Source organism: Loigolactobacillus backii (assembly GCF_003946275.1).
GTDB classification, from domain to species: domain Bacteria; phylum Bacillota; class Bacilli; order Lactobacillales; family Lactobacillaceae; genus Loigolactobacillus; species Loigolactobacillus backii.
In genome coordinates this window covers 21,529-45,872 of record NZ_RHNQ01000012.1, presented here as the reverse complement: position 1 = coordinate 45,872, position 24,344 = coordinate 21,529, and the positions used below count along the sequence as shown (strand labels likewise).

General features: G+C 41.2%; 10 protein-coding genes and 1 other RNA gene. 2 read left to right on the top strand and 9 right to left on the bottom strand.

What is annotated here, in order from left to right:
* Positions 1-157: 157 nt before the first annotated feature.
* Both EKM61_RS03735 and EKM61_RS03730 read right to left on the bottom strand, forming a co-directional pair.
* Entirely contained in the window at positions 158-1,627 is a 1,470-nt protein-coding gene (locus tag EKM61_RS03735) for a sensor histidine kinase (RefSeq protein ID WP_068225170.1), read from the bottom strand.
* Entirely contained in the window at positions 1,624-2,352 is a 729-nt protein-coding gene (locus EKM61_RS03730; RefSeq protein ID WP_068225172.1) for a response regulator transcription factor, read from the bottom strand. The genes EKM61_RS03735 and EKM61_RS03730 overlap by 4 nt, the downstream gene beginning before the upstream one ends.
* 242 nt (positions 2,353-2,594) lie before the next feature.
* Here EKM61_RS03730 and EKM61_RS03725 point away from each other — a divergent pair, with 242 nt between their 5' ends.
* Positions 2,595-3,371 (top strand): Cof-type HAD-IIB family hydrolase, encoded by a 777-nt coding sequence (locus EKM61_RS03725; protein ID WP_068225174.1) that lies wholly within the window; start codon positions 2,595-2,597, stop codon positions 3,369-3,371.
* A gap of 67 nt (positions 3,372-3,438) precedes the next feature.
* Positions 3,439-3,809: a transfer-messenger RNA gene (gene ssrA / locus EKM61_RS03720) on the top strand.
* Between the two features lie 799 nt (positions 3,810-4,608).
* On the opposite strand, the gene EKM61_RS03715 is transcribed toward ssrA, so the two are convergent.
* From EKM61_RS03715 to EKM61_RS03685, 7 genes are all read right to left on the bottom strand, one after another.
* Positions 4,609-6,225, bottom strand: a complete 1,617-nt coding sequence (locus EKM61_RS03715; protein WP_125636158.1) for a hypothetical protein — start codon at positions 6,223-6,225, stop codon at positions 4,609-4,611.
* Positions 6,226-6,334: 109 nt separating this feature from the next.
* The gene (locus EKM61_RS03710) at positions 6,335-6,697 is read right to left on the bottom strand and encodes a hypothetical protein (RefSeq protein ID WP_068225179.1); all 363 of its coding nucleotides are present in this window, start codon (positions 6,695-6,697) and stop codon (positions 6,335-6,337) included.
* 94 nt (positions 6,698-6,791) lie between these two features.
* Positions 6,792-7,178: a hypothetical protein gene (locus tag EKM61_RS03705; protein WP_068225181.1), complete on the bottom strand. Its 387-nt coding sequence runs from the start codon at positions 7,176-7,178 to the stop codon at positions 6,792-6,794.
* 202 nt (positions 7,179-7,380) lie between these two features.
* The gene (locus EKM61_RS03700; RefSeq protein ID WP_068225183.1) at positions 7,381-8,196 is read right to left on the bottom strand and encodes an enhanced serine sensitivity protein SseB C-terminal domain-containing protein; all 816 of its coding nucleotides are present in this window, start codon (positions 8,194-8,196) and stop codon (positions 7,381-7,383) included.
* 294 nt (positions 8,197-8,490) lie between these two features.
* Positions 8,491-9,102: a hypothetical protein gene (locus tag EKM61_RS03695; RefSeq protein ID WP_068225185.1), complete on the bottom strand. Its 612-nt coding sequence runs from the start codon at positions 9,100-9,102 to the stop codon at positions 8,491-8,493.
* Between the two features lie 217 nt (positions 9,103-9,319).
* Positions 9,320-10,741 carry a helix-turn-helix domain-containing protein gene (locus EKM61_RS03690; RefSeq protein WP_068225186.1) on the bottom strand — a complete coding sequence of 474 codons (1,422 nt, stop codon included), beginning with the start codon at positions 10,739-10,741 and terminating at the stop codon, positions 9,320-9,322.
* 817 nt (positions 10,742-11,558) lie between these two features.
* Positions 11,559-24,116, bottom strand: a complete 12,558-nt coding sequence (locus EKM61_RS03685) for an MBG domain-containing protein (protein ID WP_082918511.1) — start codon at positions 24,114-24,116, stop codon at positions 11,559-11,561.
* Between the last annotated feature and the right edge of the window lie 228 nt (positions 24,117-24,344).

The following is a 24,344-nucleotide window of genomic DNA, read 5'->3' as shown; positions in this document are numbered from 1 at the left end:
CGCGATTGAGAACCAGAATGATCCATTTTAATTTGAACAATATCCGGTTTATCCAATAAAAATCACCTCACCAATTATTTGATGAGGCAATCATAACTTGAATTAAATTATTTTTGAAGTCGGTCAGTTATTTACTGCTTACCTATTTTTTTGGTTGCTATTCAATCTTTTTAGTTTCTTTATCCTGACTTGTCTGTTCATCAGGGAAAGTCAACGTAAAGGTTGTCCCGTGATCCTTCTCACTTTCAACCTTTATCTGACCACCATGTAATTGAACAAGTTGATGCACAATTGCTAGCCCTAAACCAGATTCACCGTACTTAGTGTTCTTACGCGATGGATCTGCCTTGTAATACCGTTCCCAAATATTTTTAAGTTGGGCCTTAGTCATTCCGATTCCAGTATCCGCTACAGCGAAAATTGATTCGTGATACCCCCGCTTTGCCGTAATTGTAATCGTCCCATTTTGGGTAAATTGAATTCCGTTTTGAACCACGTTAAACATCACCTGAACAAACCGATCATAATCAGCGTAAATCGTGACTGCTGGACCAGGGGTAAGAACCAACTTATCACCGGCCTCTTCCGCCTTTTTAGTCAATTGCAATACAATATTATTTAGTGCATCCGTTGCGTCAAAATTACGCCGGGACAACGTGATTTGGTTAGTCCGAATTTTTTCGTAATCTAAGTTTTCGTTTACAATTCGAATTAGGCGCTTGGTTTCATTTTGCATTAATTCAATGCTCTTTCCCCGCATATCTTCTGGGATTGCATCGTACTGAAGCCCTTCTAATAAACCGTTGATCGTTGTCAACGGTGTGCGCATTTCGTGGGCGGCATCGGCCATAAATTGACGCCGCCGATCTTCCTGGCGCTTAATTTCCTCGTTTGAACCCCGCAACGAAACGGCCATTTTATTAAAGTCCTGCGCCAAATCATCAAGCTCATCCCGATTTTTTTCTTCAAGATGAATATCAAAATCGCCCCGGGCAACCTTGTGTGCGGCCCCTCGAACCCGGTTAATTCGTAAAACTTGGTACCGGGCTAACACATAACTCAAAATGATGGCGGCCACACTTGAAATTAACAGTGCGATAAATAAATTATGCTCGATTTTACTGATATTGGCCCGAATGTCCGACACCAACGAACCTACCGAAATAACCGCCCGTAATTTACCATTATAGAAGTAAGGCACCAAAACATCCGTCATTTCAGCTCGACTGTTTAAAACATTTGTGCCGTGGTCAGAGGTACGGTGAATCCGCTCCCCCTTCTGCAACTTATTCCAATCCTGTTTACTTAGTTGCCGCACAATACCATCATTTTGCGTTGGATAAATCATTTGGTTGTTCTGATTAAAAATCGCAAAGTGAACTTTCTGGTGCGATAAAACCGCCTCACTATTTTTCAACATACTGATTTGAAAACCGTGGGACGAATTTGTGCGTTGGTCGACCGACATTGCTTGTTGCATCAAACTATCAGCGTAACCTTCCAACTGGTCCCAAGTGCTACTGTAAACCATTCGTGTAGTAAACTGGATAAAAAAGGCCCCCACAATCAGGAGGGTCGTCATAATAACCGCAAAAAAGGCCAACATTTGCTGATAAATTAATTTCATGAGGCGACCACGCCCGAATCATCAAATTTATACCCAACACCCCAGACCGTTTGAATGATCTGTGGACCAACTTTTTCAATTTTTTGCCGTAATTTTTTAATATGAGCATCTACTGTCCGCTCATCACCGTAATACTGATAATCCCAAACGAGTTCCAATAGTTGTTCCCGTGAAAAAACCTGTTTCGGATTTTTGGCTAGCGTGTATAACAAATCAAACTCTTTAGGCGTTAAGCCTTCAATCTGCTTATCTAACAAATAAGCCTCACGGGTTTTTGTGTTCAACCGGAAATGATCCGTTTGAACGTCAAACCCTGACGTGGCCTCCTTATTTTCATCCGTCTTAGTCGGTTCACCTAACTCAGCCCGCCGATGTAAAGCCTTAATTCGAGCAATTAGGGTCATTGGGCTAAACGGCTTCGTAACGTAATCATCCGCGCCCATTTCCAGACCTAGAACTTGGTCGGACTCGGAGTCACGAGCCGTTAACATAATTATCGGGACAGTTTGGGAGGCCTTGCGAATTTCTTGAGCAACCTGCATCCCGTCAATTCCTGGCAAATTAAGGTCCAATGTGATAATATCCCAGTCATCAGGTGATTGCTTAAACTTGTCGATTGCTTCATTACCATCGTAGGCGAATTCAGCATCCCAATTTTCTTTTGTAAAAAACATATTCATCATTTCGGAGACGGATTTGTTGTCTTCAATCATTAGTAGCTTCATGCAAAATCGCTCCTTCAGCGTTTTTATAAATAATTATTTTTTAATTAGAATTTAGTTCGAAACTATTCACATTATACAATAATCTGCCTTAATTTAATTGGCTTTTTTTAATGTTATTAAAAGTTTAGAGTTTATTCGCAAAAAGGTCACACAATTTTCAGAAACAAGCTTTGTTATCCTTAATAACTTTGTTAAACTGGAGTTAAATTAAGATAGTTTGCCAGATTAAGGAGAGGATTCAATTGGCCTACCGTGCATTAGTTTTTTTCGATTTAGATGCAACGCTTATGAACGCCCAATCAAGAATTGATTTAGACGTTCAAGTTGCAGTTCGCAGTTTACGCGCTCAAAATGTGCTTCCAATTATTTCAACTGGCCGTTCACCATCGGAGGTGCTCAATATCTTTTTACAAACGGGCATTAACTCCTTTGTGTCACTTAATGGTGCCTACGTTGTTTACAATGGTCAGCCAATCTACCAAGGCAATATCGATCAAACGTTAGTTGGTAAAATAACAACGATTGCCGAAGAACATGGCGATGCCGTTGCTTATTATAATGATAAAGGTTACCGGGTTTCACGAATGACCGATACAGTCAAAAAGCAGTATCAGTACGTTAACGCACCTGAACCCGAAGTTGATCCTGATTTCTACAAATCTAATCCCGTTTATATACTACTTATTATCACAAAAGATAATGATAAGCGTTATATCTACCCTTATGGTGAACAACTAACCTTTTACCGCAACTCACCCTATTCAATGGATACTATTTTAAAAGGTGAATCCAAACAATTTGGGATTAACACTTTAATTAAGAAGATGGGTTTAGAGGATGTTCCAACCTACGCTTTCGGCGATGGCACTAATGATATTCCAATGCTAAACACCGTCGACCACCCCATCGCAATGGGTAACGGTATCACGGCCGTGAAGGACCGTGCCGAATACATCACTGCTAAAAATACTGAAGGCGGCATTATTCAAGGCTTGCGGCACTTCAATTTACTGCGCTAACTCCTCCTACTTTAAAAGTAAATCCCTTTACTTTTAGAGTGACTATGCTATCATTAAGTATGTTTTTGGGGACGTTATGGATTCGACAGGTGTAGTCGAGCTTGGATTGCGCTTCGTAGGTTACGGCTACGTTAAAACGTTACAGTTAATTATAACTGCAAAAAATAATAATAATTCTTACGCCTTAGCTGCCTAACCGTAGCGTTGCGTAGATCCGCCTATCATCGCCCATGTGGTGGATACGGGTCTTAAATTAAGTGGGCTACGTGCAATCTTCCCACCTGAAAGATTGTAAAGAGATTATCAGGTTAGCTAGTTAATGGTTGCCTTGTCATCTGGCGTTTTTGACTAGTGAACTTCTAAATGAGATGACTATGAGCGTAGAGTTCTAAGTGGCGGTACGCCTGGACGCGGGTTCGACTCCCGCCGTCTCCATAAATAAAGTTTAATAGCTTTCATAGCATTAAATAACCTTGCTAAATTAATAATTAGCAGGGTTATTTTTTTGCCCAAATGTATTGATTCACACTAAAAACGCGTCAAATGCGCGTCAAAAAAGTCACATACCAACCTGCCCCGCGTTCCATCCGCCAACGCCGGAATGGAAACTAACTAAATCTGTTCACATGTAATTTAGCGGCCAAGGGGCATTATTTTTAATAGTCATATAGCGCTGTCACCTCAATAATTAAATGACAGTGGTTTTTTCTTGAATTATTTTTCAACCAAACAAATTGAATACTAAGTTTAATCGCTGTGATTTATTTGTTTAGCTGGCCGCCTCTTTAGTTGCATTTTAACCTATTTCTGCTATTATTAGAGACATAAAAGGCGTTCGCTACTGGCATAGCAAACGCCCGGCGTGAGTATAGCACGTGTTTAGGGTAGGCTAGCCTTTGCGGTTAGCCTTTTTATTATCTCGTAGGCTTTAGCAAAATTAATTGCCGCCCTTGAAATAACAAAAATCATTGCGGCGTAAACCGTTCTGATCCTCCTAACACGGTGACTAAATAGCACACAAGCCATCACCACCGATTTGTATAGTATTGGTGTGATGATGTGACCTTTCGTGCTGCTCACTAGACCTCATTAAAGGGGATCAATCCTCAAACTCGGCCATAAATTCAGTATATGGGTTAAGGCCATTAAGCGTCAATCACTATTCTCACGATAGTTTTCTCTCTTCAATTAAGCAATCCACTTTATCAAACCAACCAAATAGAAGCTTTAAAGTTGCTCATTTTTTTAGCAATAACACAAGTTCTTCGGCAAAGTGCTTTGCTCCCGTCACTCTATTCATCCACGAATACGGCTCGTCATAATCAGGAATTTGCATGTCCCCTAAGTAGCGTACATTTGCCATCATAATGAAGCTTTCCAGCGCAGCGATATTTTCATTCCTACTGGCAGTGGCGTCACGCAGTACTACTAGAATTTGTGTAATTTGCTCGGCCTCTTTTCTATACTTTGCTAATTTCAATGCCATTTTAATCCGCCCAAGCTCTTTAATCAGTCTGACATTCAGGCCAACTATCTGCCCATATTCCGCTTGCTTATAAATCCGCAAACGGTTGATATAAGCCTTCAGCGCCCTACTTTTAGATAGATAATGACGGACACTACTATCACCAACCGTAAAAACAGCGTAGCCGGCAGGTTCCCTTTTAATTGCTGGCGTACGTATTACACCAGTACTTTGGAAGAATCCAGTAGCATCAAGCTTTTTCTTTTTAATAATCCGCTTTGCTTCTCTAATTGACATTGTTTTATCGGCTTTCGCTAGCCTTTTAGTTTTTTCTGGAACCATTAAGATTAATTCCTGGCGAATATTTTTGTAGATTCTATTTTTATCGCGCTGACTTAACACTATGTGATCGTATGGCGCTTGCCAATGGGTAATCATACTACTGTCAAAACTGAGTTGTGGGTCTCTGAAATCAATGTCGATGGTCATCACCCGATTACCCTCAGTGTATTGAAGACAGTAAAAGTGCGGTATTGTAATCTTGTAGTCACCGTCTTGTAACCTTTTTACCTGATCAATCATTTCATCAATGGCGGTAAAATAAGCAGCACTTGAAATTGTGGTTTCATCAACGAACATTCTAACTAAACTAAACCAATCGAAATCAATACCGGCCACCGAACCGCGCTGTGCGGCCTTCATCGTTGTTGTTATGGCGGCCATTAAGTTATCTGCTCTAGTTGAAGATCCCTTTGGATAGGCCTTCTGAAGACCAGCTAATGCACGCCGACAAGTCCTAATTAGTTTCTTTAATTTATTTTGCTTGGCTTGCTTGGTAGCAGGTGCAGGTCCCTTAATTAATAGAACAACCGACATAATTGGCATGATGAAACACGACACTATTAGACTGATAAAGGTCGTCAACACTGAAATTTCTAACGCCCCATTCGGCGATCCAACTATCGCCATTAGGCCCATACTAAGCAGTAAAATTCCAATCACACTAAATAAAACCAACCACGTTCTTCTAATTTTTGGCGCCCAAATAATAGGGTAAAGTAATGTAAATGTAAAACCCTGAACAATAATACAAAAAAAGATGCTGCCAATAGGATCGAAAGGTCGTAGCAACCACATAACAATGCCCAAAGTAGTACTATTTTCGGCAGGCAAACTTAACATTAAGGCCCGGACTTGAACTAGCGCAACTAAAAGCCAGGGCAAGACACAATTAATGATAATCAAATACCATTTTAGTAGACTTTGAGTTTTCTTTGTCCCCTGGCGCGGTCGCAAATAAAAACTAAGGCCGCCGAATCCTAATGTGCAACTAGCAAAGAACACACATAGCGGCAGATATATTTTTGAAACTTCAGTTTGCAACCCCATTGCTGCTAATCCTACACAAATTATTGTTAGGCCATAAATTACACTAAATTTCCCCGTATTAGTCATTTTGCTCTCCAATTACATTTAATTTCATGAAACCAACCGGACTTTATTTTGTGGCGCCCACGATTTTTCCCTCTCCGGTATTTTTATTAAGCCGAAAGATTCTGCCCATAAAATCCGTTGCAAAAAGTGCTTCATCCTTTAGAAAAATACTGGTTATGGGTAACGGACTAAATTTGGGAAACTCCTTCAAAACTGGAATTGGAAGTCGCCAAATTATTTGGCCGGTCCTTGAAATCGCAAATACGTTCCGAACAGCACTTCTTGTGAGTTTTATTCCAGTAGGAATTTCAAGGCGCACAAAGACCTGCTCGCCATCGCATCGGTATTGCGCAACATCGTAGTCAAAAATCAATTTATGTTCATTTACCGTTAATTCATTATTAATATACGATATTTGTTTCTCCATTTGATTTGGGCCACCTTAGCACCGACTTTTTTAAAGCAGCAACAATAAGCACGTACTTTATTCGCCACTTTAAACTTGTCCTTCAGTACTATCCCTATTTTTTCATTAAGTGAAATACTTTTAGCCAATTTTCTTTTCTTTTTTCTCTGTGTGCCCTTTTTACCAGTTTTTTGTATTCTGCTTTGGAAAAAATCTTCTGCGCATTTTCTGGAGCAATTAACACAAATTCCGGAAATTTTTCAAGAAAATCACGGTTGGTCTGGATTGGGCTCTTGTCCGGTTTCCAGATGCCAAAATCTGCATAATATAATAATTCATCCGCCGTATGTTGTCCCTGTAAGTAGGCATCCACGGCCTGCTTTTCTATTGGAACAGTCTCCTCATGAATAGGCATTCGCCAAACAATAAAACGGACATAGTAATCCTCGTCGGCCTTAAGTATTTTGATCTGATCTTGAATATTTTCATAGATTACTTTCATGAGCACTCACTCCACGATTTCATTGCCGGACCACCAGTAGCTTTAGAAGGTTTATTTATTGAAAAGGCCATAACAAAACATTGCCATTAAAATGTTTTGGCCGGCCAAATACCTTTAACGAACGTTATGCAAAATATAAAACTCTAGCGATGTTCCCTTAATTCTCACAATCGACCATTTAATAAATTCTAATTCACTAAAATTATCTGCGCGTATAAATCGGTTCTACTTTCTCGATTACATCAGAGAATGACTGACTTTCCATAATATCTATGTAGTGGCCACGCAAATAAGGCGTGACAATTTTACCTATTTTTGGATAAAGCTGGGCGCGGTTACCCGTATAATTGAGCAATAATAGGTAACTGCCTTCATCATCACGTACCCACCACCGCAGCCAAACTGCCTTTACTTCCTTTATTGCCGGTAATTGAGCGGCAAGTTCAGCCACCATTTCAGTTGGATAATCGGCCGGTTCACCAATTTCAACCGCTGCATCTTTTTTGATGACCTGGGTAACATGCCCGTGCTGCTCAATATTTTTTTGATCATGCATGTGCTTAACCTGTTGCCGGTAAACCACAAAATTCTCCGTAAAAGGATCAAGACTAAATCCGGCATCAGTGCCTTCTAACACCATAGTGGCAATATCTTCAAAATCAACGACCAATGCTTTATCACTAGGACGCTTTTGCCACTTTCTCAATTCATCCCAATTCGAAAACACTGGTAACATCGTTTCATTAGCAGTATTGGTCAGTAAGGGGAAACTAAATTTTTCATCTTTTTTCATAGTTAACATCGTTGTTTGTTCATTGATTTCCGCTTCCGTCGCGATAACCACTAAGAATCGCCCATTCAGCGCAATATAGCGAAAAATTTGTTCAATCAGCCCAGCTTCATCCCGTGGTTTACTTCTTAATAATCTAAAATACTGCTCTAATTGTGGATTGGTAGTTGGTTTGGTTAATCCTTGTTGGTTAGTTTTCTTTTTCTTAAAAACATCAAATAGACTCATCTTGGGCCTCCATTAATTTAGACAATCATCAGGTTATCGCAGATCCATCGATCTTTGCTTGGATACTATTTATCATAAAGGAGCGGCCCTTCTTTTTCAATTAGCAATCAAGACACCAAAAAAGCCGTGCCAAAATTAGATTTTGCCACAACTTCCGATCCTTAAATCCCAGAATAAATTATAAAGTTACAAATACAACGAACCAGTCTCAGATACTAGAAATATTTACTTAAAATAAAACAGTGATCCCATTCCCCATTGATATTCCAATATAGAATGGCCAGCTTATTTCAATCAGCCCTTAATCATTTCCCGTGCGTAAACAAATAATGCCCGGTCAACAATAACAGAGCGTTGCCTTAAATTAACACCTCTAGCAACTGAGGCTGGTGACCAAACAACGTTAATACTTAACTTTTCAAACGCCAAATCGAGCTCAATTGCAGTAATATCCTGACAATTCAGCAATCGGTATTGGCTTTTCTCAGTCTCAGCAGTATTTACTGCTAAAAATTTAAGTTTATCCAAGTTAATTATCAGTAAAAAGTTCGTGGTTTCATAAGTATTGTTTGCGTCGGTAGACTTTTCGGCACAATAAATCCGGGCCATACTTTCCGAAGGCAGCACAAGTGGCAGCCGATTTTTAAACCTAAGTTTGAATTCTTTTACATTGGAACAAAAAAGGCGTTCATCGGCAGCATTGGCCGCCTCCAACACTGCTAGCGCCCTGCGTGTAGCTGGCGCCAACTTGTCACTATGATTAAAATAGTCGTTAAACGTTTTTTTCGAAATTAATTTTTCTTCTAATAATTGATGCATTGGACTACCGACTTCTTGTCCAACTGGGTAAGAATCATTAAGCCAATCCTTCCCTTCAATATTTTGGCTTTTATCATGATTGAACAAAATAAAGGCCCCCTTTTTGATTTAAACAGAACGCTAATTTTCTAACTCCAGAAAATAGCAATGAAATTGACCGGCATTTTTACGATTAGGAAGTGTTTGTAAAATATGCCAAACTGAAACGTGGCGAACACGACAGACCAATTTTCTAAACACATTTAGGCCAAAAAATTAAGCAAGCATAGCAGAATAAATTAGGCAAGAAAACACAGGCTAATTTTCAAACGTGACCCAAGTTAACACCCAATAAATTGGCGAGTTCAAACACATTTTCATGAAAACTAAGGTTACTGTGCCAAACATAATTATTATCGGTTTGGTGCACTTGTTGATCGGTAATTAAAAAATATTTTTTGATATTTGAATTAGACTTGGTCACAATGGCCGTGTAGTTTAAAGGTAAATGCATATTTAACGTGTTTAACAACCGACTTTTGGTTAGATAGTTGGTGCTGATGTCAACAAAAATCAGCTGCTGATTGGTTGAAAAGTATGGTTGAATAATTGGAATGACACTTTTGATGATTGCGTCCTGATTAGTTTTTAAGTGAGTAAAATTTGAACCGTGTTTTGCAAATAATTGCTGTAATTCATGGTCGATAACGTAATAATTAGTTGAGCTTTCAACGTAATTCAGTGATAAAAATGGTAACGATATTTTTTGAACAAATTCAATAACCAGCCTTAAATATGGCTTTAGTTCTAAAACGTAGGCCGAAGAACGCGTTAACTTTAATTGATCAATTATCAAATCAGTTAGGTAAATGATTTCCGAATAGTAGGCATAATCCTTAACATGATGGTCCTGCGTTGCAAAATACGGACTTTGATTACAGAAATATTCCGCCCACATTATCTCCGGATATTTAGTCAACGAAATCGGCTTTTTACTGACAATGTTAGAATAATTCTCAAAATTATCATCCTGTAGGCGAAACCCCTGCTTATTCCTAATGGCACAGATTTTTAGAAAATCAGTTTGTTTTTTATTATCTAAAAACAGCGCGCCATGAGGTAATTTGCCAATTAATTTTTTAAAAACATTTTTCTGTGAAATCGGAACTAAAATGTCTTCCTCGGCCAGTTGAAACATCAGGTAAAAGAATATCCTTAGCTGCCGTTCATCACCTGTGATTTTAAAATCGCTAATATTTATATAGATACCAAAATCGCGTAAAACGTGCCTAATTAAATGAAAGTGGCGAACAATGGTTGACATACTGGCGTTCATAACCTTTTCCAGTAGTTCAATGGGTGTTTCCGGCGCGTAAAAAATATATTCCAAACACCGGTAAACTAAACTATTGCGCACTAAATTAGCCTTTAACGCACCAGTTGTTAACCGTTTTTCGGCGTTATTACTGACTTCTTTAGGGAATTCACTCTTTGCTTTTTTATGAATTTTGCGAATTTCTTGGTACACGGTTTGATAGGACAGATCGGCACACTTTTTACTAATATTTACCGTGCTGCCGTCCTTGCTACTTTTAAGATAATGAAACACCCGCAACATACGTAAATCTTTATTGGTTAGGAATAATGTGGAAAAAGAAGTGTCCTTGGCGCTGAAATCCTCTGCTGTAGAAACTGATTTGACGGCCCCTTGCGTCGTGGAATCTTTCGTGAATGTTTTGGCTTTCATATATAATCCGTCCTTAACTCTATTAACTGCTTAAATGACCTTTAAACTAATTTTTTATGACTTAATTAGCCAGAAACTACTAGTGAAATTAATTTCTAAACCTGCTTTAAGTTTTCATTCAATTACCATTATTTTTTTATTTATTTTTTGACAGCTTAATTATTAGAACTTTAATCAACTAAGCGACAATTAATCATCATTAATTGATTTTTTTATTTTGCTAACTCCAACTGCCGCTACCTAAATTTTAGCCCAATCCGCTTGATTATTCACTACCAATGAATCCCCATCTTTAGCCAAAATTAGCCAAAATTCGGAACTACTTATTTTTTAAAATCATAGGAAAGATTGGCAAGATCAAAAACAAGCGTCACCTAATTTACGGCCTGAAGTTTTCCAAGCTATCAGATAATCATTAAATAATGACTATTTCATGATAGAATTTCCTCTAAAAGGTCTCTAGCTAAAGTCTTACTCACAAATCACTTTTCATAAATATTCTATAATATAGTTGACTTAGCACACAAGAAAAGCGCTGCCATTCAACCCTGCCGACGCAACTAACAATTAGGCCGTTACCAATTCTTTTGGCCGCTTACTCTGGTAATCAATTAAAGTTGAGGACGCACAAACACCTCTTTTTAACCTTCTTTAGTAAAGATTGACCTTCTAAAGACGATTGATTTGATCATAAAAATAATGAACAGCAATATAAAAATACTTCCCGTAATTCAAAAAATCAGGGCACAAAAAAGCACAGCAACTTGAATTAAGCTGCTGTGCCTCTTTATCATACCTAAGTGCCTTTTAATACTTGTTAATTGCCATCTTCATCGTGTTTCCGGCGTTTGGCTGCACCTAGTAAGCCGATTGAGCCTAACATAGCTAGGCCAACTTCCGCTAACCAGCCTTCCTTGGCATCACCAGTTTGTGGCAAACGTTTCTGACCATTATCAGAAGTTGCTGCCTTGACTGCTGCTGTAGAGACAGGTTTAGTTGTCTTTGCCGTTGCTTTTGCCGTTTTGACTGTCTGCGTAGCCGCTACTTTTGGTGTTACTTTAGCAGCTGTTGGAACAGTCTTTTCTGTCGTTGACCTAACTGTTGGTGTCACTGTTTGTTCAGTTGGCGTTGCAACAGCTGGTGTGACGACTTTAGCTGGCGTTGTCGTCGGTGTTGCTGGTGTAGCAGCCGTCTGCTCGGCGTAAACCACCGTCTTGACAATATCCGAACTTGTTGCTGTTAGCCCAGTTACAGCAGCGATTGTACTCTGACTTGGTGTATAACCACTAACCATTGGTGTGTTTTGCGCATCAAAGCTAGTGTCACCATTAGTTGCCGTCCAAGGCGTATAAGTTAACTTGCCTGTGACTTCATTAACAACTGCTGTCCGGGTAAAGGTCACTGTATCAACCTTGTCGGGCACTAAAGTCTTGCCGTTGTTGTCAACGTAATGAATCGTCTCGGTCACGTTGTGCACAAGATCAGTTTCAGTTGTACCATCAGGCCACTTTGGTCCATCTGGATTAGTGGAATCAACTGGTGCACCAGGTGTTCCTGGGTTAGCCGGCGTTGCCGTTGCTTGACCCTGCTTAAAGTGAACTTCGAAGTTCTGGGTAGCTGTGGTGTTGTCATCAAAGACTGGTGTGCCACTGAAGCCATCACTCACTAACTGGTAGCCCTTTTGTGTGTAACTGGCAATCTTAGCAGCCGTACTATAACTAATGGTTGCACCAGATTTACCTGTAAGACTATCACTCGTTAATACTTGACCGGTATCGTCATCAATGTAGGTCACAGTCGCCGTTTGATCATCTTTGGTATACGTGATTGACGTATCCGTGCCTGGATCAACCGGTACTGCTGGTGGCAAGTAGCCATCGCCCGATGGGGTTAATGGATCACCATTTGGTCCAACTGGTGTTTCACCAGGTTCACTTGGCACAATTGGTGTCGTTGGTGTGGTGACTTTGCCTGGATTATCTGGATCATTTGGATAAGGAACATCCGTTTCACTGCCGCCGTTTGGTGGCGTGATCACGTTACCAACCTTGTTGTAAACGTAGGTAACCGTTAAATCACTGGTACCAATTGTGCCTTTGGCATTGCTTGGTACGGCCGTTAAGTAGTAACCATTAACAACTTTGGCAGTTGTCGTGTAATCATCGCCATCGTGCAACTTTGTCTGCGTCTCACTTGTTGCTACTTGTTTGCCGTTTTGATCAACGTAATTGACCGTTACGCCGTAATCGTTGGCAACATAAGTGATGGTTGTATCTTTGCCTGGATCAGCTGGTGTTGCTGGTGGCAAGTAACCGTCACCGGATGGGGTTAATGGATCACCATTTGGTCCAACTGGGGTTTCACCAGGCACACTTGGCACGATTGGTGTCGTTGGGGTGGTGACTTTACCAGGATCAGCCGGATCATTTGGATAAGGAACATCCGTTTCACTGCCGCCGTTTGGTGGGGTGATCACATAGCTACCAACCTTGTTATAAACGTAGGTAACAGTTAAGTTACCCTTGCCAATTGTACCCTTGGCGTTACTTGGTACTGCCGTCAAGTAGTAACCGTTCACGACCTTGGCCGTCGTTGTGTAAGCATCACCGTAACTTAAATCAGTTTTACTATCACTGGTTGCGACTTGCTTACCTGTTTCATCAACGTAGTTAGTGGTTAAGCTGTAATCAGCAGCGGCCGTAATCGTTAACTGGCCGGCTACAACACTAACCTTATAATTTGAATTATCACTAGCGGTTTGATTAACGTTAATCGCGTATTGACCAACCGCAGTGTCCTTGCTTAAATCACTTAACGTGTAGTTTAGGCTAGTTCCCTTTGTTGGTACGCCAGAAACAGTTGTCTTCAGATCACCAGTGTAGGCTTGGCCATCATAGGTCTTGCTAACAGATGGTGCGGTGATTGTGACTGCTGCTGGGGTAATCACGAATAACCCATTTTGAACGTCGGTGGCGTCAAAATCATAGTTTGGATTAGAAGTTTGTAACTTCTTCAGGCCACTGGCGTTTAAGGTAACCGCGTAGTTACCAACGTTTTGACTGTCAATGCCACTTAAATCAAAATCAGCCGCCGTTAAATCTGGTACGACGAAATTGGTATCTTTGCTTGGTGCCAAAACGGTATAAGTGGTTGGATCAGTGCTGGCATCACCGTCGTAAACCTTGGTTGCCCCTTGAACCACAACTGAACTTGCTAATTGTGGATTCTGACTTGGATTGTCAGGGTTCGTTGGGTTTTCAGGCGTATTTGGTGGTGTCACGTCTAAACCGGCTGGCGTAATGGTTAAGCTACCAGGATTTGTCGTGATCTTGTAATTGCTATTATCAGCAGTGTTTGGTGCTGTGACGTTAATCGCGTAATTGCCAACAGCCGCGTCACCACTAACATTGGTCAAACTATAATCTGGTGCTAAGCCCTTAGTTGGTACACCGGCTACGGTAGCCGCTAAATCAGCAGTGTAGCCTTGGCCATCATAAGTCTTGGACACAGTTGGTGCCTTGATGGTAATTGGTGCTGGCGTAATGACGAACAGGCCATTTTGAACATCGGTTAAATCAAACTTGTAGTTCGGGTTGGCGTCCTGCAGTTTCTTCAAACCACTAGCGTTTAAAGTCACACTGTAGTTACCCACATTCTGGCTGTTCACATCACTTAAATCAAAATCGCTGGCCGTTAAGGTTGGCATAACAAAATCAGAATAGTTACTTGGTGCCAAAACGGTATAAGTTGTTGGATCAGTACTAGCATCACCATCATAAACTTTCGTTGCGCCTTGAACGACGACCGAAGCCGTTAACTGTGGATTCTGACTTGGATCATCAGGATTCGTTGGGTTCGCTGGCGTATTTGGTGGTGTCACATCTAGGCCTTGTGGCGTAATGGTTAACTGACCGGGTTCAGTGGTAATCTTGTAGTTCGAATTATCAGTGGCCGTTGCGGTAACGTTGATAGCATAACTACCAGCGTTAACATCCTGACTCAAATCAGTCAAACTGTATACTGGCGCTACACCTGAGGCTGGAACACCCGCCGCTGTGGCCGTTATAGCACCACTATAAGCCTTGCCATCATAAGTCTTGGACACAGTTGGTGCCTTGATCGTAATTGACGCTGGCGTAATGGCGAACAAACCATTTTGGACATTCGTTAAATCAAAGTCATAGTTTGGATTAGCAGCCTGTAACTTCTTCAATCCACTAGCGCTTAGGTTAACCACGTAGTTACCAACGTTTTGACTGTCAATGCCACTTAAATCAAAATCATCAGCGGTTAAATCAGGTACGACGAAATCAGTATCTTTACTTGGTGCTAAAACAGTAAAGGTGGTTGGATCAGTACTTGCGTCACCATCGTAAACCTTGGTACCACCTTGAACCACAACTGAGGCCGCCAATTGTGGATTTTGACCTGGATCAGCCGGATTAGTTGGATTCTCTGGTGTATTTGGTGGTGTCACATCTAAACCAGCTGGTGTAATGCTTAACTGGCCCTTTTTCGTCTTGATCGTGTAATTTGAGTTAGCTGTCGCGTCTACTGCAACGTCAATCACATAGTTACCGACTGCAACGTCTGAACTTAGATCACTTAAATCATAACTGACGTTTGATCCCTTTGTTGGTACGCCGGTAACCGTTGCGGTAACTTTGCCACTATAAGCTTGACCATCGTAGGTCTTGCTGACAGATGGTGCTTTGATCGTTACTGGTGCTGGTGTAATGACAAACAAACCATTTTGGACATTCGTTAAATCAAAGTCATAGTTTGGATTAGCAGCTTGTAACTTCTGCAAACCAGTAGCGTTCAAGGTAACCGCGTAGTTACCCACATTCTGGCTGTTAATGCCACTTAAATCGAAATCAGCAGCCGTTAAGTCTGGTACCACGAAATCAGTATCCTCACTTGGTGCTAAGACCGTGTAAGTTGTCTGATCAGTTGCTGCGTCACCATCGTAAACTTTAGTGCCACCTTGAACCACAACTGAAGCTGCTAATTGTGGATTCTGACCAGGATCGCCAGGATTAGTTGGTGTTTCTGGTGTATTTGGTGGTGTCACATCTAAGCCCTTTGGTGTAATCGTTAATGTACCTGGAGTGGTGGTAATCGTGTAGTTCGAATTATCACTGGCCGTTGCATTAACATTGATATCGTAGCTACCAGCGTTAACATCCTGACTTAAATCAGCCAAGCTGTAAACTGGTGTAACCCCAGCACTTGGTACTCCGTCTACCGTGGCCGTTAAAACACCGGTATAAGGTTGACCATCGTAAGTCTTAGACGCACTTGGTGCCGTGATTGTAATTGGCGCTGGCGTGATGACGAATAACCCATTTTGAACATCGGTTAAGTCAAATTTGTAGTTCGTGTTGGCTGCCTGTAACTTCTGCAAGCCACTAGCACTTAAAGTAACCACGTAATTGCCAACATTCTGACTGTCAATGCCACTTAAATCAAAATCAGCAGCGATTAAATCAGGAATGATAAAGTCAGTATCTTTGCTTGGTGCTAAAACCGTATAGGTCGTTAAGTCAGTTGCTGCATCACCATCGTAAACTTTAGTCCCACCTTGAACCACAACTGAGGCCGCTAACTGCGGATTCTGACCAGGATCGTCAGGATTGGTTGGATTCTCTGGTGTATTTGGTGGTGTCACATCTAGCTCGGCCGCCGTAATTGATAACTGACCAGGTGTAGTCGTAATCGTGTAATTACTATTATCAGCGGTATTAGTTGTTACTACATTAATATCGTAATTTCCAACCGTTGTGTAACCGCTAACGTTGGTCAAACTGTAATCTGGTGCTAACCCCTTAGTCGGTACTCCGTCTACCGTGGCCGTTAAAGCACCACTATAAGGTTGACCATCATAGGTCTTAGACGCACTTGGTGCCGTGATCGTAATTGGTGCTGGCGTAATGGCAAATAAACCATTCTGAACGTCGGTTAAATCAAACTTATAGTTCGGGTTGGCCGCTTGTAACTTCTGCAAACCACTGGCACTTAAGTTAACCACGTAGTTACCGACATTTTGACTGTTCAAATCACTTAAATCAAAATCATCGGCCGTCAAATCTGGAATAACAAAGTCGGCGTAGTCACTTGGTGCCAAAACAATAAAGGTGGTTGGATCAGTGCTAGCATCACCATCGTAAACCTTAGTGCCACCTTGAACGACAACTGAGGCCATTAACTGTGGATTTTGACCAGGGTCTTCCGGATTAGTTGGGTTCGTTGGTGTATTTGGTGGTGTGACGTCTAAGCTTTGTGGTGTAATCGTTAATTTACCAGCAACAGTTGTAATCGTGTAATTGCTGTTAGCTGTAGCATCAGCGTTGACGTTAAGCTCATAATCGTCGGCCGCAACATCGGCACTAACATCCGTCAAACTATAAACGGGTTGGTCCCCTTTGGTTGGTACGCCAGTTAAAGTGGCAGTTAGATCACCACTATAAGGTTTGCCATCATACGTCTTGGAGACTGTTGGTGCCTTGATCGTAATTGGTGCTGGCGTAATCTTGAAACTACCAGTGCCAATCTCATCTGCAGTAATCGTGTAATTTAAATTAGCCGCGCGTAAATCAGATAATCCTTGCGCACTTAAAGTCACGGCGTAAGTACCAACGTTTTGACTGGTGATCCCACTAAAATCAAAGTCAGCAGCCGTCCACGTTGGGGCAACTAAACCATTGGATAAACTAACTTGATACATGGTTGGATCGGTACTAGCATCGCCGTCATACAACTTTTGTTGCGTGCCGAGACTAACTGAAATACCGTCAACAACTGGGTTGATCGTTAATATACCTGGTGTGGTCGTAATCGTGTAATTGCTGTTGCCGGCCGTATTTGGCACCGTAACGTTAATAGCATAACTATTAACCGCCGAATCACCACTAACATCAGTCAAACTATAGTCTGGTGTTAAACCTTTGTCTGGTAAACCAGTAATGGTACCCGTTAAAATGGCCGTGTAACCTTGACCATCATAAGTCTTCGCGACTGTTGGTGCCGTGATCGTAATGGACGCTGGTGTAATGGCAAATAAACCATTCTGAACATCCGTCGCATCAAATTCATAGTTGGTATTAGCAGCCTGCAACTTCTTCAAACCACTAGCATTCAAAGTGACCACATAGTTACCGACATTCTGACTATTCAAATCACTTAAATCAAAATCAGCAGCCGTTAAATCGGGAATAACGAAGTCGGCGTAGTTACTTGGTGCCAAAACCGTAAAGGTGGTTGGATCAGTGCTAGCATCACCATCGTAGGTCTTGGTCCCACCTTGAACCACAACCGAAGCCGTCAACTGCGGATTCTGGCCCGGATCGTCCGGATTAGTTGGTGTCGCTGGCGTATTTGGTGGTGTTACCTCTAAGCTTTGGGGCGTAATCGTTAACTGGCCCGGTGTCGCGGTAATCTTATAATTTGGATTATCTTCGGCCGTCGCAATAACGTCGATGGCATAACTATCAGCGTTAATATCTTGGCTTAAGTCGGTCAAGCTATAAGTTAAATCTACCCCGTTGCTTGGTACCCCGGTAACTTGGGCCACATCATCTGTCCCAGTATAAGGCTGGCCATCATAAGTCTTGTTTAACGTTGGTGCCGTGATGGTTACTGGTGCTTGAGTAATGACGAATAAACCATTCTGAACATCGGTTAAATCAAAACTGTAATTCGTATTAGCGTCCCGTAACTTCTTCAAACCACTAGCACTTAAGTTAACCACGTAGTTGCCAACATTCTGACTGTCAATCCCGCTTAAATCAAAATCATCAGCAGTTAAATCTGGAATAACAAAGTCAGTGTCTTTACTTGGTGCTAAAACGGTATAAGTTGTTGGATCAGTACTAGCATCGCCATCGTAAACCTTGGTCCCGCCTTGAACCACAACGGAAGTCGCTAATTGTGGATTCTCACCAGGTTCTTCAGGATTAGTTGGATCCTCTGGTGTATTTGGTGGTGTTACCTCTAAGCTAGCTGGCGTGATCGATAACTTACCAGCAACTGGTGTAATTGTGTAGTTACTATTATCGGCCGTATTTGGTGTTGTAACGTTAATATCATAATTACCAACTGCTGAATCGCCACTAACATCGGTCAAACTATAGTCCGGTGCCAAACCTTTGTCTGGTAAACCAGTAATCGTGCCCGTTAAGGCAGTCGTGTAGCCTTGACCATCATAAGTCTTAGAGACTGTTGGCCCTGTGATCGTAATTGGTGCTGGCGTAATCACGAACAAACCATTTTGAACGTCCGTCGCATCAAAGCTATAGTTCGTGTTGGCGTCCTGTAACTTCTTCAAGCCACTAGCACTTAAAGTCAGGCTGTAGCTGCCAACATTTTGACTAGTCAAATTGCTTAAATCAAAATCATCAGCCGTTAATGTTGGAATAACGAAGTCAGCATAGTTACTTGGTGCTAAAACAGTAAACGTGGTTGGATCTGTGCTAGCGTCACCATCGTAAGTCTTGGTCGCCCCTTGAACCACAACAGAAGCCGTTAGCTGCGGATTCTGACTTGGATCGTCCGGATTAGTTGGATTCGTTGGTGTGTTTGGTGGTACGGTTTCTAAGCCCTGTGGCGTAATTGTCAGATGACCTGGTGCTGTCGTAATCTTATAATTACCGTTTTTAGTAGCATCTGCCGTTACAGCAATGGGGTAAGTCCCAACATCGATATCGTCACTTAAATCACCTAAATCATAATCAGGTGCACTGCCATTAGCTGGAACACCATTAATAACGGCAACGTTACCTTTACCCGTATAAGCCTTACCATCATAGGTCTTATTTAATTCTGGCCCAGCAATCGTGATCAAAGCAGGTGTGATTGTTAAAGCCCCAGCCGTAATCATAGCCGTTGTAAAACTAAAATTAGGATTGGCGGCTTTTAGATCATCCTGACCCTTAGTACTTAGGCTCACACTATAAGCAGTATCACTAGCATCTTGACTACTTGGCGCTGTAAAATCATCCGCTGTCCAAGTTGGCGCTACGATACCCGTTGGTAAAGTTACTGTATAAGTTGGATCAGTGGTTGGATCATTATCATAAACCTTAGTATTAGCCCCAATAACAATCGCGCCATCGGCAATCCCGTAAGTTACTTTCTTAGTTACATCGGTACTAGCCTCAGTTAAACCAGTTACGGCCGCAACAGTTGGTTGATCGGCAGTGTAACCCTTAATTGTTGGACTGGTGACTGCATCGAAAGTTGTATCTTTATCGGTAGCTACCCAATCAGTATAAGTAACATCGCCAGTTACGAGATCTTTAGTGGCTGTTCGGGTAAAGCTAACCTTGTCCGTATGGTCACCCGCCGCAGTAGTCCCATCTTCATAAACATAAGTAATTGTTTCATTAACATCTTTAGTTAGATCATAATTATCTGGATTATCCGTTGGCGTTTCAGTGACTGTATCATCCTTGACGTAAACGTAGTAATCTTGGTCGATCGTGAAGTCTGAATCATACGTACCGGTTACGGCCTCGGCATCATAAGAATCTTCACCGGCCAAATGATAATTGGCCGGAATAACCAGTGTATTAGTATAAGTTCCACCAGAATTCCCAGTTAATTGTTGTTCAGTACCAGGTATTTCAGCTCCAATAGCTGGAATCCAATCGCTGTTCTTGTTTATGTTCACTTTCATATAATGAACGTTCACTCGCTGAGCCTGAACAACATAAAGATAAGTCACGGTTAATGAGTCACGACCAGTAGTCCCAGTAGCATTAGCTGGTGTCTCACTCAACATATAGCCGGCGGGAATATCACCAATCGCTAAAGGTGTGGTTGTATAGTCATCACCAATTTCGTAAGCTGTGGTATTAGAGGGTTTAATGGCAGTTAGTGCTCCATTAGCATCCTCTTGAATCCATTGTGTCGTGACATTACTTGTGGCAACAACCTTAGCATTCATAGTTTGGTCGGATTCAAGAATCGAATTATCTACAGTATTTTCGGCCTTGAAAACTGAACTAAAGGTCGCCGAACTATCAACTGGAACGTCATTGATATTTTGAACTTGAACCGGTAACCAAGCAACGGCTAAGTCGCCATCCGTCAATGAACCTATAGTCATCAAAACGGACTTAATTGTTGACCAGTCACTAACTTGATCGGCTGTGACAAAATTAGTTGTATCAATCTTTTCACCAGTAACTGGCGTTATATTCTCAGTGGAATAAAGTAAAGCAGCATCACCGGCGGCTGTCTGAGATTCAATGGTTCCTTCACCAGTCAAAATTAAATTAAATGTATCACCATTAGCAGTATTGGGTAAGTTAATTAGATTCTGCGTCCATGGTGAAGAAGCATCCGTTCCGTTAACCGTCACCATTTGAATCGTACTACTATTAATATCATCCTTTGTGTCCGTAGTCGCACCAGAGCTAAACCGAGCAGTTGTATTATCTGGATCAGTTGCATCATAATCCAAGAAAGTATTCTTCGCCGTCATTGGATCATCAACACCATCTTGTGAACCCATGAAAGAAGGAATAACAATTTGATAATTACTGGTAAAATCTTTACCATTTTGAGTTGGTGAAATGACCTCAACCGTTTGATTTCCATATTGCATTTCATAGGTCTTTTGACCAGAATATAAAGTATAAGAATCCTCGGCAGCAATTTGAATCGTATCATAGAAAGAAGCAGTAGTTGTTAATGGCAGCGCATCTTTGTTAACTGTCATATTTAGAACAAACCCATTATAACTATGAATTCCTGAAGAACTGTTATCAATAAATAAACTGCTGTTAATTGATGATAAATCAAGTTTTAAAATACGCTCACCATTTGGACCAATATAACCAAGATCTGTTAAATAATCATTAATATCCGGTAATGAAGTCATCTTACTTCCGGATGTCCAAGTAATCGAAGAAAAATCAAGCTCTTGGGGAACCGTCAAATAATAAGTACCAAGGTTACCAATCCTACTTGTTCCAATATAAAATGTGCCACTAACCGTATTTCCAGGACGATAAATCCCAGAAGGAAGAGAGCTGTTTCCGCCCGTAATGCCCGTAACAGAGACCGATAATGGTATTCCTGGTGCATTCACAATCGTCAAATTCTTGTAACTTTCAATTGGTGTGACAATTTGATCACTAGAATAATTAAATTTATAAATTGCTGTATCATTTATTTTCTTAGAAGTCAAAATGTTATTACCCATGTATTCAATACCCTGTTCAACTCCTGGTAAAACCTGATTCCACACCACAGTAATATTTTGAATATCGCTACCATCTTGTCCTACTGGTAAAAATAAAGCATTACTTTTTAAATCACTCGTAGCGTAAGTAGTCTGTTTACCATTCGAATCCGTTAAAACAATTGATTGAATAGTATTAAAAGTATCCGCATCAAATCCATAATAATATTGCTTACTGTTTTGATCGTATAGTGCTTCCGTACCATTTTCTAAATCAATCGACAATTTAGCGTTGGTCTGAGTGATATTTCCTGTATTTAAAAAAGATGCATAACGAGCATTGTTAGTAAATGAATAATTTCCAGATTGGGACTGCTTGTTACCTGAGGAATCAACACTATCTAAATAAGCGTTATTAAGGTCATTTTGACCATAATTATTTTGAAGACTACTGCCAAGTGTACCAAAAGTAATAGAACTAATCCCCAAATTTTCGTCACTTTTTGCCGTACTTACATTCAATGGTATCGTACTTGTGCCAGAAAGTAACTGAGTGTTATTAGCATTATATGTGGCGTCACCAGTTGAGCTTACAAACTGACCCGATATTGAAAAGGTATTTTCAGTGTCAGCCAATGAATTCGTGTACATACCCCAAAATTGGATATAAACAGAAGTACTGCTCGTGTAGGTTAAAAACGGTTTCTCAATGATAATTGGAGTGCCAGCACCTGCTTGTGTAATACCGCCATCGGACACTCTTGGTGTGGTAGCTTGATTAAAACTAGTAATATCACCCATACTGCTACCGGTACCATCTAAGAGAGTTCCACCTAATAACTTGAAACCGGTTGGAACCGTTAATGAAAAATTGCCATTCCATTTCACGTGATTTGGAGAAGTCAATTCCACGCCATAAGCATAATTCTGATTAACTACTAAAGTACCAGTTTGATTTTGATCCAAAATTACATTATTAAAAGAAAGTGTATTAGGATTACTAACTGTATAAGTTAGGGTCGACTGCGTAGCATCATTATCCGTCAATAAAACCTTATAAGTACTATCATCATTAAGACCATTTGGTGAAACAGTACCAGTTAAAACAATATTAATTGTCTGAATACCTGCTTGAGTGGCTGTATACGTGAAAACTGTGTTCATAGGAACTGCAGTAGTTGTCGTTTGTCCAGTCACATCAGCCGCAACTGTCGATTTCTTGACGCCCATAACATTGTCACTAGTTGCTGTAAAAATCCATGGCACGGTAATCGTGATCGCATCGCCCACTTGAGCATTGACTGTTGCGACCAAGTTATGTTGCTTACTGTAATTACTGTCTGTAATCGGTGTGCTGGCTGTTGCATCAGTCAGACTAAAATTAGAACTAGCTGCTGCTTTAGCGGAGATCACTTGTGCTTGGCCAGTTGCTACATATTTAGCTGCCGCGGCCGATTTAGTGGCCGTAAGTTCGGTTGCTGTTGGATCAGTTAAATTGGTGGTAGCCGTTGAAGCAAGATCAGTCTTGGCTGTGCTAGTCGCACCAACTTGACCAGCTGTCGTTTGGGTTGTTGTGGGTGTAGCAACACTACTAGCAGCCGTGGACTGGGCCGCAGTACTCGTGGCCGCTTTATTTGAAGTAGTACTTGTAATTGACTGAGCCGTTGTACTGGTGGCCGTTTTGGTAACTGCAGTACTTGGAGCTGTTGATTGAGCGGCAGAGCTAGTGGCCGTTGTGGTTGCTGGAGTGCTAGTAGCAGTGGATTGGGCCGCTGTACTAGTAGCTGTCGACTGTGTAGCGGTATTGGCAGCCGTTTTGACTGCAGCACTAGTTGTTGATTGAGCAGCAGTACTACTTGAGGCAGCAGTACTCGTTGATGTCGCAGCTGAGCTATTAGCCGCAGAACTTGCTGTGCTAGTAGTTGCAGCGCTAGAGGCCGTGGTACTAGTCTTTAAGGCAACTGCACTGGCACTGCTGGTTGCCGCCCCACTACTAGCCTGACTATTTGCCGCCTTGACTGGAACAGTGGCAGCATTCGCCTTCGTTGCTGGATTTGCTACAAAAGCACCCAAACTAAGCCCAAAGGCAGTCATTCCCATTGCAACCCACTGCTTTTTAGCTTTATACATTTTATAATGAGTTTTACTTTCACTAATAAGCATATCTCGATAATTGTATCTTCTCATTCTGTATTCCTCCCTGGTACCTAGTACTAATAAATTCGGTTCTATCTTAACTTCGTTGTTACACGCTTACTTTTTCCAATAATGACGCTTTACCATCCACCAGCCTGTTCTTTAAAAGGTCGGTTACCTCCCTTGCACAATTTATTAAGAACATTTAAAAAGATTAAGATTTCATAATGTTTACTTCGTAAGTATAATTCATAAATAGCCAAAATATATTGCAAATAG